This is a genomic window from Streptomyces sp. ISL-66 (assembly GCF_018614135.1).
Lineage (GTDB): Bacteria > Actinomycetota > Actinomycetes > Streptomycetales > Streptomycetaceae > Streptomyces.
Genome location: NZ_JAGGOW010000224.1, coordinates 1 through 13,988 on the forward strand (window position 1 = coordinate 1; position 13,988 = coordinate 13,988).

General features: G+C 71.4%; 13 protein-coding genes. 9 read left to right on the forward strand and 4 right to left on the reverse strand.

The features are described 5' to 3' along the window. The 3 genes from J7E97_RS33965 to pdhA form a co-directional block, all read right to left on the reverse strand. Nucleotides 1-426, reverse strand: a 426-nt coding sequence (locus tag J7E97_RS33965) for a biotin/lipoyl-containing protein (RefSeq protein ID WP_374224302.1), incomplete at its 3' end; no start/stop codon positions are given. A gap of 10 nt (nt 427-436) precedes the next feature. Further along, complete coding sequence (locus J7E97_RS33970) at nt 437-1,417, reverse strand: alpha-ketoacid dehydrogenase subunit beta (RefSeq protein ID WP_215035259.1); 981 nt, start codon at nt 1,415-1,417, stop codon at nt 437-439. A gap of 5 nt (nt 1,418-1,422) precedes the next feature. Then, nucleotides 1,423-2,622 (reverse strand): pyruvate dehydrogenase (acetyl-transferring) E1 component subunit alpha, encoded by a 1,200-nt coding sequence (pdhA, locus tag J7E97_RS33975; RefSeq protein ID WP_215035260.1) that lies wholly within the window; start codon nt 2,620-2,622, stop codon nt 1,423-1,425. 491 nt (nt 2,623-3,113) lie between these two features. On the opposite strand from pdhA, the gene J7E97_RS33980 reads away from it, so the two are divergent. Together J7E97_RS33980 and J7E97_RS33985 are read left to right on the forward strand one after the other, a co-directional pair. Then, a complete protein-coding gene (locus J7E97_RS33980) occupies nt 3,114-3,788 on the forward strand; it encodes a response regulator transcription factor (protein ID WP_215035262.1) in 675 nt (224 codons plus the stop codon). A 178-nt stretch (nt 3,789-3,966) separates the two neighbouring features. Continuing rightward, complete coding sequence (locus J7E97_RS33985; RefSeq protein WP_215035265.1) at nt 3,967-4,392, forward strand: pyridoxamine 5'-phosphate oxidase family protein; 426 nt, start codon at nt 3,967-3,969, stop codon at nt 4,390-4,392. Between the two features lie 131 nt (nt 4,393-4,523). On the opposite strand, the gene J7E97_RS33990 is transcribed toward J7E97_RS33985, so the two are convergent. Next, a complete protein-coding gene (locus J7E97_RS33990; RefSeq protein ID WP_215035267.1) occupies nt 4,524-6,083 on the reverse strand; it encodes a protein kinase in 1,560 nt (519 codons plus the stop codon). Nucleotides 6,084-6,345: 262 nt separating this feature from the next. Between J7E97_RS33990 and J7E97_RS33995 the strand changes: the two genes are divergently transcribed. The 7 genes from J7E97_RS33995 to J7E97_RS34025 form a co-directional block, all read left to right on the forward strand. Next, a complete protein-coding gene (locus J7E97_RS33995) occupies nt 6,346-8,013 on the forward strand; it encodes a Stk1 family PASTA domain-containing Ser/Thr kinase (RefSeq protein ID WP_215035269.1) in 1,668 nt (555 codons plus the stop codon). A gap of 92 nt (nt 8,014-8,105) precedes the next feature. Further along, on the forward strand, nt 8,106-8,621 hold the full coding sequence (locus tag J7E97_RS34000; protein ID WP_215035271.1) for a hypothetical protein: 516 nt from the start codon (nt 8,106-8,108) through the stop codon (nt 8,619-8,621). A gap of 95 nt (nt 8,622-8,716) precedes the next feature. Continuing rightward, nucleotides 8,717-9,370, forward strand: a complete 654-nt coding sequence (locus J7E97_RS34005) for a PadR family transcriptional regulator (RefSeq protein ID WP_251055606.1) — start codon at nt 8,717-8,719, stop codon at nt 9,368-9,370. A 31-nt stretch (nt 9,371-9,401) separates the two neighbouring features. Further along, nucleotides 9,402-10,133: an ABC transporter ATP-binding protein gene (locus J7E97_RS34010; protein ID WP_215035273.1), complete on the forward strand. Its 732-nt coding sequence runs from the start codon at nt 9,402-9,404 to the stop codon at nt 10,131-10,133. Next, nucleotides 10,130-12,976 (forward strand): FtsX-like permease family protein, encoded by a 2,847-nt coding sequence (locus tag J7E97_RS34015; protein ID WP_215035275.1) that lies wholly within the window; start codon nt 10,130-10,132, stop codon nt 12,974-12,976. Before J7E97_RS34010 ends, J7E97_RS34015 begins: the two co-directional genes overlap by 4 nt. Before the next feature lie 112 nt (nt 12,977-13,088). Beyond that, nucleotides 13,089-13,634 carry a bacterial proteasome activator family protein gene (locus J7E97_RS34020; protein WP_215035277.1) on the forward strand — a complete coding sequence of 182 codons (546 nt, stop codon included), beginning with the start codon at nt 13,089-13,091 and terminating at the stop codon, nt 13,632-13,634. 185 nt (nt 13,635-13,819) lie between these two features. After that, nucleotides 13,820-13,988 (forward strand): molybdenum cofactor guanylyltransferase (locus J7E97_RS34025; protein WP_215035279.1); only part of this gene is annotated, 169 nt, incomplete at its 3' end.

Sequence of the window (13,988 nt, forward strand, 5' to 3'; positions counted from 1 at the left end):
CGCCTGGACCACGCCCGTGCCGTTCTGCGCGGCGGCCGGGGCCTTGCGCGGGCGGCGCTTCGTCGAAGCCGTGGACACCCCGTAGCCCACCAGGACGGGCTGGCGTGCCGGGGGAGCCTCGGGAGCCGCCTCGGCGGCCTCGGCGACCGCAGGGGCCTCGGCTGCGGCCGGAGCCTCGTCGGCCGGGCCCGTCCGCACCGAGATGATGACCTGGCCGACGTCGACCGTCACGCCCTCCTCGAAGAGGAGCGCGTGCACGACGCCGTCGTAGGGAATGGGGAGCTCCACCGCCGCCTTGGCGGTTTCGACCTCGCAGACGACCTGGCCGTCGGTGACGGTGTCACCCGGCTGGACGTACCACTTGAGGATCTCGGCCTCGGTGAGGCCCTCGCCCACGTCGGGCATTCTGAATTCGCGGATCGTCACAGGGCTCTCCTCAGTACGCCAGCGAGCGGTCGACTGCGTCGAGCACCCTGTCCAGGCCCGGCAGGTACTCGTCCTCCAGGCGGGCCGGCGGATACGGGGCGTGGTAGCCGCCCACGCGCAGCACGGGCGCTTCCAGGTGGTAGAAGCACCGCTCCGTGATGCGGGCGGCGATCTCCGAGCCCACACCGAGGAAGACCGGGGCCTCGTGCACGACCACCAGTCTCCGCGTGCGCTCCACGGAGGCCTGCAGCGTGTCGAAGTCGATCGGGGACATCGAGCGCAGGTCCACGACCTCCACCGACTTGCCCTCCTCGGCGGCGGCCGCGGCCGCCTCCAGGCAGACCTTCACCATCGGCCCGTAGGCCGCCAGGGTGATGTCCGTGCCCGTGCGGGCCACCCGCGCGCCGTGCAGCGCGTCCGGGATGGCCTCGACGTCGACCTCACCCTTGTCCCAGTAACGCCGCTTCGGCTCGAAGAAGATCACCGGGTCGTCGCTGAGGATCGCCTGCTGGAGCATCCAGTAGGCGTCGCTCGCGTTCGACGGCGAGACCACCTTCAGGCCCGGGACGTGCGCGAACAGCGTCTCCGGGGATTCCGAGTGGTGCTCGACCGCGCCGATGCCGCCCGCGTAGGGGATGCGGATGACGACCGGCATCTTGATCTTGCCGAGCGAGCGGGCGTGCATCTTCGCGAGCTGCGTGACGATCTGGTCGTACGCCGGGAAGACGAAGCCGTCGAACTGGATCTCCACGACCGGCCGGTACCCGCGCAGGGCCAGACCGATGGCGGTGCCGACGATGCCCGATTCGGCGAGCGGGGTGTCGATGACCCGCTCCTCGCCGAAGTCCTTCTGCAGTCCGTCGGTGATGCGGAAGACGCCGCCCAGCTTGCCGACGTCCTCACCCATGATCAGGACCTTCGGGTCCGTCTCCAGGGCCTTGCGCAGCGAGTCGTTGAGCGCCTTGGCGATGGTCAGTTTCTGTACGGCCATGACGCTCACTCCCCGCCTTCGAAGGACGCGAGGTACGCGGCGAACTGCGCCCGCTCCTCGTCGACGAGCGCGTGCCCGTCCGCGTAGACGTTCTCGAAGATCGCCATGGTGTCCGGGTCGGGCATCGAGCGCACGACCTCGCGCACCCGCTTGCCCATGGTCTCGCTCTCCGCCTCCAGCTCCTCGAAGTACGCCTCGTCGGCGGCTCCGGTCGCCAGCAGGTGGGCCTTGAGGCGCAGGATCGGGTCCTTGGCCTCCCAGGCCGCCGTCTCCTCGTCCCGCCGGTACTTCGTCGGGTCGTCGGAGGTGGTGTGCGCGCCCATGCGGTACGTGAACGCCTCGACCAGCGTGGGTCCCTCGCCCCGGCGGGCGCGTTCCAGCGCCCAGCGGGTCACGGCGAGGCAGGCCAGCACGTCGTTGCCGTCCACCCGGACGCCCGGGAAGCCGAAGCCCTGCGCGCGCTGGTAGAGCGGCACGCGCATCTGGCGCTCGGTCGGCTCGGAGATCGCCCACTGGTTGTTCTGGCAGAAGAACACCACGGGGGAGTTGTAGACCGCCGAGAAGGTGAAGGCTTCCGCCACGTCGCCCTGGCTGGACGCGCCGTCGCCGAAGTAGGCGATGACGGCCGAGTCGGCGCCGTCCTTGGCCACGCCCATCGCGTATCCGGTCGCGTGCAGCGTCTGCGAGCCGATGACGATCGTGTAGAGGTGGAAGTTGTTGGTGTTCGGGTCCCAGCCGCCGTGGTTCACGCCGCGGAACATGCCGAGGAGGTTGGTCGGGTCGACCCCGCGGCACCAGGCGACGCCGTGCTCGCGGTAGGTGGGGAAGACGTAGTCGTCGTCGCGCAGCGCCCGGCCGGAGCCGATCTGCGCGGCTTCCTGCCCGAGGAGCGAGGCCCACAGGCCCAGCTCGCCCTGGCGCTGCAGGGCGGTCGCCTCGGCGTCGAAACGGCGGGTCATGACCATGTCGCGGTAGAGACCGCGCAGGTCGTCGGTGGTGATGTCGGCGACGAAGGGGGCGAACTCCGCGATGTCGGGGTGGTCCGCGACCTCGACCCGCTCTCCCTCGGGCGTCAGCAGCTGTACGAGCTGCGGCTCGGCGTCATGCGTCTTCGCGGTGGCAGCGGCGGTCTTGGCGGCGCTTGCCGGCCGCTTGGTGCCACTGCTGCGTCGCGGCTTGCGCGCGGCAGTGCTCTCCACGGTCACGATTGCTCCTCCGTCGGTCCGGCACCCGGGTTCTCCGGGGACCAGTGCGGCTCACCTGTATCTCTACCCGCGCACGGGGTGGGTGCGCTTCGGGTGTGGGATTCAGGCGTGACAGGTGCCCCGGCGAGTGCCCTGCGCAATGCACGTTACCCAGTGCGTCGCATAACTGCGAAACCCCGTTTGACCTGCGATTTTGCTTGGATTTCCAAGTAAATCGGCGGAAGCGGGAACAAGCACTGGTCACAGCCTTGCAGGGGGCCGGAACAACGGCACGTTATCCCGGTCGTCACCGCCAGGGAAGGGGTGACTTTCACGCGTCCGGGGAAGGGCACCCCGCACGCAGGGCGTCTGCGGATGCCCTCGGGCCCGCCGAGATGTCCCTTTACTCCGATTGCATCCCGCTCCGCACCAAAAGCGCCCCTTAGGGCCCTTAGCGCCCTTCAACGCTAGGATGACCAACCGGGAACGCAAACCACTCGGACGGGTAGTCGATGAGCACACGAGACAGCGACCAGACGAAAATCAAGGTGTTCCTCCTCGACGACCACGAGGTGGTCCGCCGGGGCGTTCACGAGCTGCTCTCGATGGAAACCGACATCGAGGTGGTCGGCGAGGCCGGCACCGCGGCCGACGCGCTGGTCCGCATTCCCGCCACCCGGCCCGACGTGGCCGTCCTCGACGTCCGGCTGCCCGACGGCAGCGGGGTGGAGGTGTGCCGCGAGGTCCGCTCCCAGCACGAGGACATCAAGTGCCTGATGCTCACCTCGTTCTCCGACGACGAAGCCCTGTTCGACGCCATCATGGCCGGCGCCTCGGGCTACGTGCTCAAGGCGATCCGCGGCAATGAGCTGCTCAACGCGGTACGGGACGTGGCGGCCGGCAAGTCGCTGCTGGACCCCGTCGCCACGGCCCGGGTGCTGGAGCGGCTGCGCGACGGCAAGAACGGCAAGGGCGACGACCGCCTCTCCCACCTCACCGAGCAGGAGCGCAAGATCCTCGACCTGATCGGCGAGGGCCTGACCAACCGCGTGATCGGCGAGCGCCTGCACCTGGCCGAGAAGACGATCAAGAACTACGTCTCCAGCCTGCTCTCCAAGCTGGGCATGGAGCGCCGGTCCCAGGCCGCCGCGTACGTGGCCCGCCTGCAGGCCGAGAAGCGGCACTGACCCGCACCGGCACCACAACGGCACCGTACCGGCACCCACGGCACCCGTGACGCAGGGTGACGTCCCGTGGTCTTCGCTCATGGCACGGGGCGCACGGTTCGATTCGGGACCAAAGTCCCCGATCCGCAGGGCGGGCTCCTCTTTCCCGGCGCCGTATCGGCAGCGGAAAGTGGGTGGCATGTCCCCAGAGTCCCCAGAGGAACTCCACGCCATCGAACTGCTGCGCCGGGTGCCGTACGGCCGGGCGGCCACCAGCATGCGCGCGCTGCCCTTCCTCGCCGTCGCGCGCCACATCGTGGTGAACGGCAAGGTCGTCCTGCGCATGCACGCCGGTTTCGGCTACCACCACGCCTGCAACGGCAGCGTGGTCTCCTACGGGGCCGACAACTTCCATTCCGACGAGCCGCAATTGTGGTCGGTGCAGTTCACGGGCACCGCGAACATCGTCGAACCCACCACCGCCGAACTGGAACTCTTCGGCCCCGGTCCGCACTTCGTGGACGGCGCGGTCTTCGACCCCGTCTACATGCGAATCGAACCGCAATTCGTCACCGTGCACACGGTCGCGGGCCATCTCCACCGGCAAAACCAGCACGCGCTCTGAGCGAGTTTTCCCGAGGACGCCGGTGCTTCACGCGAACGGCCCGGCGGAATTCCGCCGGGCCGTTCGCATTACTCAGGGTTACCCCCGGCCGGTCGCGTCGGCGGCCGCAGCCGCCGGCCGCGTCCGCCGGTCTAATCCTCGGAGCCCCGCCCGCCCGGCTCCGGAGAGACCGTCGACGAGGGCTTCGTCGGGCCCGGCGAAGCCGACTTGGTGCTGGTCGGCGAGGACGAGTTCGACGGCGAACGCGACGCGGAGGGCGAAGTCGGCGGCGAGTAGCTCGGGGTGTACTTGCTCCGGGTCGGCAGCGGCGAGTTGTCGTACGAGTACGTGGTTTCCGGCACCGACTTGGTCGGCGGCGTGCTGCGCGCCGGCGGGCTGCTCGAAGCGCCGCCCGAGGAGGCGGACGAGGAGATCACCGTCGGGGGCGTCTGCGGATCGCCGCCGCCGCCCTTCTTGGTGCCGCTGTTGACCGCGTACGCCACGCCCGCCGCGACCGCGACCACGGCGAGGACCGCGAACAGCCACAGCTTCCAGCGGCCGCCGCCGGAGCGGTCGTCGTAGCCGTCGTAGCCGTCGTAACCGCCGCCGGGCCCGCCCGGACCGCCCTGGCCGCCGCCGCCGGGGAAGGCGGAGCCGTCGTCCGGGTTCAGCGGCGCCACCATCGGCTGATGGAACTGCGAGGTCGAGGAGGGCGAGCGGTACTGGCCCTGGCCCTGGCCGGGCATCGGCATCGCCGTGGTCTGCGAGGGGCCGCGCCCGTGCGGTAGGGCCATGGTGACCGGGCCTGTGTTCCAGGTGCCGGTGTTCGGCCCCTGGTCGTGCAGCATCTGCAGGGCGTACTGGACCAGCCCGCGCATCTCCTCGGCGCTCTGGAACCGGTCGTCCGGGTCCTTGGCGAGGGAGCGCATGACGAGCCCGTCGAGCTCCTGCGGGATGTGCTGGCCCTCCGGCAGCTGCGAGGGCGGGACCGGCGCGTCCTGCACGTGCTGGTAGACCACCGACAGCGGGGTCTCGCCGGTGAAGGGGGGCCGCAGCGCGAGGAGTTCGTAGAGCAGACAGCCCGTCGCGTACAGGTCGGAGCGGTGGTCCACCGCCTTGCCGAGGGCCTGTTCGGGCGAGAGGTACTGCGGCGTGCCCATGACCATGCCGGTCTGGGTCATCGTCGACTGCGCGCCGTGCAGGGCGCGCGCGATGCCGAAGTCCATCACCTTGACCGCGCCGGTCTCCGTGATGATCACGTTGGCGGGCTTGATGTCACGGTGGACGATGCCGTGCTGGTGCGAGTACGCGAGCGCTTCGAGGACGCCCGCCGTGATGATGAGCGCCTGCTCGGGGCCCGGGGCCTCGGCGCTGAGCAGCAGCTCGCGGATGGTGCGGCCCTCGACCAGTTCCATGACGATGTAGGGGACGACGCTCGGGCCGACCCGGTCCTCGCCCGAGTCGTACACGGCGACGACGGCATGGTGGTTGAGGCCGGCGACCGACTGCGCCTCGCGCGTGAAGCGGGCCTTGGACACCGGGTCCTCGGCGAGGTCGGGGCGCAGGAGTTTGACGGCGACGGTCCGGCCGAGGCGGACGTCCTCGGCGGCGAAGACCTCGGCCATGCCGCCGCGTCCCAGACGGTGGGTCAGCCGGTAACGGCCGTCTCCCACCAGCCCGCCGGCGCCCCAGTGCTCAGGACCCTCAGCCATCCCGGCGCCGCTTCCCTCGGGTTCGGGTGCCATCAGTCCTCGCCGTCGTCCGTCTCGTGCCGCCGCTCAGCGGTAGGTCCTCATCGTCTGCTCCGACGAACGCTACAGCCTCGGAACCGGTCGCCGTTCGGACGCGTACCCCGGCGGCCGTGTGGTCACGGAACGGGAACCTGGCTTGACGTGTGCTTGCCCTCCGGCAGACTGGGCGCGACATGCGCTCAGCCAGACGCGTAGGGACACATCCCGAGGGGAAGCAACAGTCATGAGCCAGGACGGCACTCAGGGCCAGTACGCGGGCGGCTCTCTTGCCGGTGGCCGTTACCAGCTACGGGATTTGCTCGGCGAGGGCGGCATGGCGTCCGTCTATCTCGCCTACGACTCCGCGCTCGACCGGCAGGTCGCGATCAAGACCCTGCACAGCGAGCTCGGGCGCGAGCAGTCCTTCCGCGAGCGCTTCCGCCGCGAGGCCCAGGCTGTAGCGAAACTGTCGCACACCAACATCGTCTCCGTCTTCGACACCGGCGAAGGAGTCGTCTCCTTCGCCGACCCGTCCGTGGCCGACGGGTCGGTCATGCCGTACATCGTCATGGAGTACGTCGAGGGGCAGCCGCTCGGCTCCGTCCTCGACGGCGACATCAGGCAGTACGGGGCCATGCCTGCCGACAAGGCGCTGAAGGTGACGGCCGACGTGCTGGCGGCTCTGGAGAGCAGCCACGAGATGGGCCTGGTCCACCGCGACATCAAGCCGGGCAACGTGATGATGACGCGGCGCGGCGTGGTCAAGGTGATGGACTTCGGCATCGCGCGGGCCATGCAGTCGGGGGTCACCTCGATGACGCAGACCGGCATGGTCGTCGGCACCCCGCAGTACCTCTCCCCCGAGCAGGCGCTCGGGCGGGCCGTGGACGCCCGCTCCGACCTGTACTCGGTCGGCATCATGCTCTTCGAGCTGCTGACCGGGCGGGTCCCCTTCATCGCGGACTCGGCGCTGGGCATGGCGTACGCGCACGTGCAGGAGGAGCCGGTCACGCCGTCCTCCATCAACCGCTCGGTCACCCCGGCCATGGACGCGCTGGTGGCGCGGGCCCTGAAGAAGAACCCGAACGAGCGTTTCCCCACCGCCGCGGCCATGCTCGACGAGGTCGCGCGGGTGGCGGGCTCCGGTCACACCGGGGCCCCGGTCATCGTCCCCGGCTCGCACCCGGCCACCAGCGGCGCCGGGCTCGGCTCGGCGGTGTTCCCGCCGGTGGACTCGGCCCTCCAGGCACCGCCGCACTCGGTGCAGCAGCCGTACCAGGTGCCGCAGACCCAGGCGCCGTACGCGTACGCGCCGACTCCGGCGCCCGCGCCGCAGACCCCCGCGCCGGGCTCGTACGGGTACCCGCAGCAGCACCAGACCCCGCAGCCCTTCGGGCCGGCGACCCCGCCGCCCTACACGATCTCCCCGCAGGGCGGGCAGGGATCCGTCGGCGGGGGCGCCGCGAAGAAGAACACCCCGCTCGTGGTCGGCGCCGTCGTGGTGGCGCTGCTGGCCGTCGGCGGGCTGGTCGCCGCGCTGAAGCTGGGCGACGACGGCAAGGACAAGGCCGGCCCCACGTCCCCGTCCTCCTCGTCCTCGGCCTCCGGCTCGGCGAAGGCCGGGCACAAGGGGCCGGACCTCTCGCGCACGATCGACCCGGCCAAGTGCAAGGAGCCCTCGAAGGACTTCAGCGACGCGACCAAGGTGCAGGCGCCGGACTTCCGGTACATCAACATGGTCTCGGTGAAGGCCTGCATCCGGGCGGCCGGCTGGAAGTACGAGGAGAAGCCCCGGGACGAGGCGGTCTACGGCGAGGGGACCGTCGTCGAGCAGCAGCCCGCCGGCGGCGCGAAGATCGATCCGAAGAACACCACCTTCACCCTGTGGATCTCCACCGGCGACCCGGAGTGACGCTGCCGGAGTAGGCGCAGGATCCGCAGCTCGTACGACCCGTACGGCCCGTACGGAATGCCAGGTTTGTCCGGTTATGTAAATCTGAGTCCGTGACATACGCCCGTGCGCTGCGCTGGACCACCGGGGCAGCGATGGCGACCGCCGCACTGCTGATCGCGGCGCCCGCGAGCGCCCGGGTCTGCACCGCCCCGCCGGGCCCGTACGCCGCGCACGCTCCGCACGCCGCGCGTCCCGCGCATGCGGCCGCGGCGCGAACGGACCGGGCGGACCAGGTGGACCAGGTGGACCGGGCGGACCAAGTGTTCGAGGAGCTGGCCGGAAGCGCCGCCGGGGCCGGGCGCGAGCGCCCCGGGCGGCCCGCGACCGAGCCCCCCAATCCCGAGGTCGTGGTCGCGGCGCGGCCCGTCCCGGTCCGCCCGCACACCGAGCCCGCCCTTCCGGTCCCGGCGACGCCCTCCGCCCCCGCCGCGATCAGCGTGCTCGGTACGGAGCCGAACGAGCGGGCCGCCGACCTGGCCGCGCACATACTGCCCCTCGGAACGGGATTCGCCCTGATGGGACTGGGTCTCGGCTACATGGGCATGCGGCTGCGCCGGGGGCGCTAGCTCCCTCCTGAGGCGGACGGGATCGGCCCCTCCCCCTTTCGACGTAGGCCTCAAGGTGGTTGCGGTGGAGTACATACTCGGTATACATACTGAGTATGTCGATCCGCCACGGCCTCCTCGCCCTGCTGGAACGGGGCCCCCGGTACGGCTCCCAACTGCGCACCGAATTCGAATCCCGTACCGGATCCACCTGGCCGCTCAACGTCGGGCAGGTGTACACCACCCTCGCGCGCCTGGAGCGCGACGGGCTCGTCGCACCCGGCGGCGAGGACCCGGCGGGGCACACCCTCTACGCCATCACCGACACCGGGCGCCGCGAACTGCGCGAGTGGTACGAGCGCCCCGTCGACCGGGCCAACCCGCCACGGGACGAGCTCGCCATCAAGCTGGCCATGGCCGTCGGCGCGCCCAACGTGGACATCCGCGCCGTCATCCAGTCCCAGCGGCACGCCACCGTCCAGGCCATGCAGGACTACACCCGGCTCAAGGCCCAGGCCCTCGCGGCCATCGACAGCGGGCGCGGCAGCGAACGCGACGACCTCGCCTGGCTGCTGGTCCTGGAACAGCTGATCTTCCAGACCGAAGCCGAGGCCCGGTGGCTCGACCACTGCGAAACCAGGCTCGTACGGCTTTCGGCGAGCGGTCAGCTCGCACCTGCCGAAGCCGAGCCGCCCGAGGGCGGCACCGGAGCCCCGACCACCTCGACCACCGACCGGCTGCCCCGCACCGCCCGAGCGCGGCGGGGCTGAACACCGCTCCACGTCCCAGGGGGGACTCACCATGCCTGACCAGCCCGTATTGCAGTTGGACCGACTCGTGCGCACGCACGGCAGCGGCGCCACCGAAGTGCACGCCCTGCGCGGGATCAACCTCTCCGTGTACCCCGGCGAACTCGTCGCCGTCATGGGCCCCTCCGGCTCCGGCAAGTCCACGCTGCTCACCCTCGCCGGCGGCCTCGACCAGCCCACCAGCGGCCGGGTGATCGTCGAAGGCACCGACATCACCACCGCCAACCGCCGACAGCTGGCCGCGCTGCGCCGCCGCAGCATCGGGTACGTCTTCCAGGACTACAACCTGATCCCGGCGCTCACCGCGGCCGAGAACGTCGCGCTGCCCCGCGAACTCGACGGGACATCCGCCCGCAAGGCCCGCGGCTCCGCGCTGGCCGCCCTGGAGGAGATGGGCCTGGCCCAGCTCGCCGACCGCTTCCCCGACGAGATGTCCGGGGGTCAGCAGCAGCGCGTGGCCATCGCCCGCGCCCTCGTCGGAGACCGCCGCCTCGTCCTCGCCGACGAGCCGACCGGCGCCCTCGACTCCGAGACCGGGGAATCCGTGCTCGCCCTGCTGCGCTCGCGCTGCGAGGCGGGCGCGGCCGGGATCCTGGTGACGCACGAGCCGCGCTTCGCGGCCTGGGCCGACCGCGTGGTGTTCCTGCGCGACGGCAGCGTCGTCGACGAGACCCTGCGCAGCCACGCCGACTCCCTGCTCACCGGGCAGGCGGCCAACCAGTGATCGCTTGGTACCACTCGTGGATCGCGGCGATCCGGATAGCCCGCCGTGACGCCTGGCGCTCGAAGGGCCGCAGCGTCCTCGTCCTCGCCATGATCGCCCTGCCGATCGTCGGCGTGAGCGCCGCCGACCTCACCGTGCGCAGCTCCCAACTGACCGGTGAGCAGAGCATGGACCGGCTGCTCGGCGCCACCGACGCGAAGATGCGCCGCTCACACATGGGCGCGGCCATCTACCAGCGGCCGGACGCGAAGACCTACGCACCGGTCGGCGGGTACGACAAGTACGACGCGACCACCGGAGGCAAGCGCACCGAGGAGACCGCGCCGGAGCTGCCGCCCGGCGCCCAGGCCGTCTCGGACGGCCACGCCTACGCCAAGGTCCGTACCCGGTACGGGATCCTCGACGCCGAGCTGCGCGAACTGGACACGGCCAGCCCGCTCACGAAGGGGCTGCTGACGCTGGAGCGCGGCAGGCTGCCGCGGGCGGCGGGCGAGGTCATCGCCACCAACGCCTTCCTGGAAGCCTCCGGTTACTTCGTCGGCTCCACGGTCACCCCGCGCGGGTCGACCGCCTCGTACAAGATCGTCGGCGCTTACGAGATGCCCGACGAGCTCAAGGCGGCCCAACTGCTCGCCCCGCCCGGGAGCCTGATCGCCCCGCTCGACCGGGTCCTGCAGAGCGCCGGCAGCACCGGGGTCCATGCCGAGTACTCCTACCTGGTGAAGGTCGGCGGCGAAGGTTTCACGTGGAACATGGTCAAGGAGGCCAACGCCAAGTCCTTCGTCGTCGAGTCCCGCACCGTCCTGCTCCACCCGCCGGCCGACTCCGAGGTCCCGCTCTACCAGCAGGAGCCCAAGAACGCGTGGGACACCAGCTCGGTCCTCGGGGCCACCGAGGTCGCCATCCTCTCCACCGTCGTCGGCCTCGCCATGCTGGAGATCTGCCTGCTGGCCGGGCCCGCCTTCGCGGTCGGTGCCCGGCGCTCGCGCCGCCAGCTCGGCCTCGTCGGTGCCAACGGCGGTGACCGGCGGCACATCCGGGCCATCGTGCTCTCCGGCGGCCTCGTCATCGGCGCCGCGGCCGCCGTCGTCGGCACCGTCATCGGCGTGGGGCTCACCCTCGGGCTCCGGCCGGTGCTGGAGGAGACCATCGGCAAGCGTTTCGGCGGCTTCGACGTCCGCCCGCTGGAACTCCTCGGCATCGGCCTGCTCGCCGTCCTGACCGGACTGCTGGCCGCCATCGCCCCGGCCGTCACCGCCTCCCGGCAGACCGTGCTCGCCTCGCTCACCGGCCGTCGCGGCGTGCGCCGGGCCAACCGCGTGCTGCCCGTCCTCGGCGTCCTCGCCATCGCGGGCGGCGCCGCCATCGCCCTGTACGGCTCGGTCTCCAAGATGGGCACCACCGTCGTCGCGGGCGGCAGCGCCATCGCCGAGCTCGGCATCGTCGCCCTCACCCCCGTCCTGGTCGGCCTGTTCGGGCGGATCGGGCGGTGGCTGCCGCTGTCGCCCCGGCTCGCGCTGCGCGACGCCGTGCGCAACCGGGGGCGTACGGCCCCGGCCGTGGCCGCCGTACTGGCCGCCGTCGCCGGCACCGTCGGGGTGGCGACGTACCAGCACAGCAGGGAAGTCCAGGCGCGCTACGAGTACGAGGCCCGCCTGCCCTACGGCGCCGGGCTCATGGAGACCAACGACAGCTCCGCCTACCGGGACGTGCCCGCCATGCGCGACGCCCTGTCCAAGGAGCTCCCGCTGGACGTACGGGCCGACGTGGAACGGATCGCCGTCGGCAAGCAGGGCTGCTCCCCGTACTCCTCCGCCCCGGGCTGCGGGCAGGCCGAGATCATCATTCCGAAGGACCAGCGCTGCCCCCTCTACACGGCCGCGAACGGCCCCAGCTCCTTCACCCTGGAACAGCGCAAGGAGCTGCGCAACGACTGGCGGTGCAAGGACAACCCGTTCGGCATCCAGGCTTCCGTCGTCGTCGCCGACGAGAAGCTGCTGTCCGTCCTGGCCGTGACCGATCCCGGTGCGGTGTCCGCCCTGAAGGCCGGCAAGGCCGTCTCCTTCTCCAAGCAGAACGTGCAGCACGACAAGGTCACCGTCCGGCTGATCCCCAACACGGACGCCCCCGTGCAGGACCTCCCGCCCGGTGAGCACCCGCCGGGCGACGACAAGGTGTTCGCCGCCTACCAGCTGGCCGACTCGGTGAAGGGATACGGCCTGGAGCTGGTCCTGCCGCCCTCGGCCGCGAAGAGCGCGGGCCTGATCACCGCCCCGCTCGGCTCCTACTTCACCCTCGACGGGGAGGCGAGCTCGAAGCAGCGCCAGCGGCTGGACGGAACCCTGGACCAACTGGGCGTCGACGCCTCGGTGCGCATCGAGAAGGGCTACGAGGGCGACGACAGCCTGGTCATGCTCGCGCTGAGCATCTTCGCGGGCCTGGTCACCATCGGCGCGGCCGGCATCGCCACCGGACTGGCCCAGGCGGACGCCGAGGCCGATCTGAAGACCCTGGCGGCGGTCGGCGCGGCACCCCGGGTGCGGCGCACGCTCAGCGGCTTCCAGTGCGGGGTGGTCGCCCTGATGGGCGTCGTCCTCGGCTCGGCGGCCGGGATCCTGCCGGCGGTCGGACTGCGGCTCACCGAGCGGCGGGCCGCGGCCGATCTGGTCCGCAACGGCATCGAGAACGGCTACGCGGCGGCCTCGGAGCGCGTGCCGTACATTCCGGTCGAGGTGCCGTGGGCGACGCTGGCCGGTCTGCTGGTCGCGGTCCCGGTGGGCGCGGCCCTGCTGGCGGCCCTGGTCACGCGTTCGAGCGGGGCGCTGGCCCGCCGCGAGGTCTGACGGACGCTCCCGACGGATGCCGGATACGGATGTTGGTGCCTCCGCGCAGGGTGGATCACGCCTGTGCGGGGGCACACCGTGTGAAAGCGAAGGTGTGCGAGAGAATGACGGCATGGAGATGCCGAGGAGTGAACGGTCGCAGGACAGTCCCCCGTCCCCGCACGTATTGATCGTGGGACAGGACGGGACGGCGGTCGGCGGCGCCGATGACGAGTCGCGCGAGGTCCCGGTGACGGAGATGGTCGAACAGCCCGCCAAGGTCATGCGGATCGGCAGCATGATCAAGCAACTCCTGGAAGAGGTCCGCGCCGCGCCTCTGGACGAGGCCAGCCGGGTCCGTCTCAAGGACATCCATGCCGCGTCGGTGAAGGAGCTGGAGGACGGTCTGGCTCCCGAGCTGGTGGAGGAACTGGAGCGGCTCTCCCTCCCCTTCACGGAGGAGGCCATCCCCTCCGAGGCGGAACTGCGGATCGCCCAGGCCCAGTTGGTGGGCTGGCTGGAAGGCCTGTTCCACGGCATCCAGACGGCCCTGTTCGCGCAGCAGATGGCGGCGCGGGCGCAGCTGGAACAGATGCGCCGCGCCCTCCCGCCGGGTTCCTCCCACGAGGACGACGAGGACGGCGCCCACGGCGCGATCCGTTCCGGCCCGTACCTGTAAGCCCCGCCACCACCCCAACCCCCTTCGGGGCCGCTCCCACCTCACGGTCGGAGCGGCCCCGAAGCCGTTCCGAGCGCGGGGGCGCGGGCGCGGGCGCGGGCGACGGGAGGGCCTCACGGCGCGGCCGTGGGTACGCGGTACACCAGGGAACCCATCCGCAATGTGGCCCCCGCATACTCAAGGGCATGACCTACGACGCCATCGTGTTGGCCGGCGGCGCCGCGCGGCGGCTCGGCGGGGCCGACAAGCCCGGCCTCCTCGTCGGCGGCCGCCCCCTCCTCGACCGCGTCCTCGACGCCTGCGCCGACGCCCGGACCACCGTCGTCGTCGGCGGCCGCAGGCCGACCGCCCGGC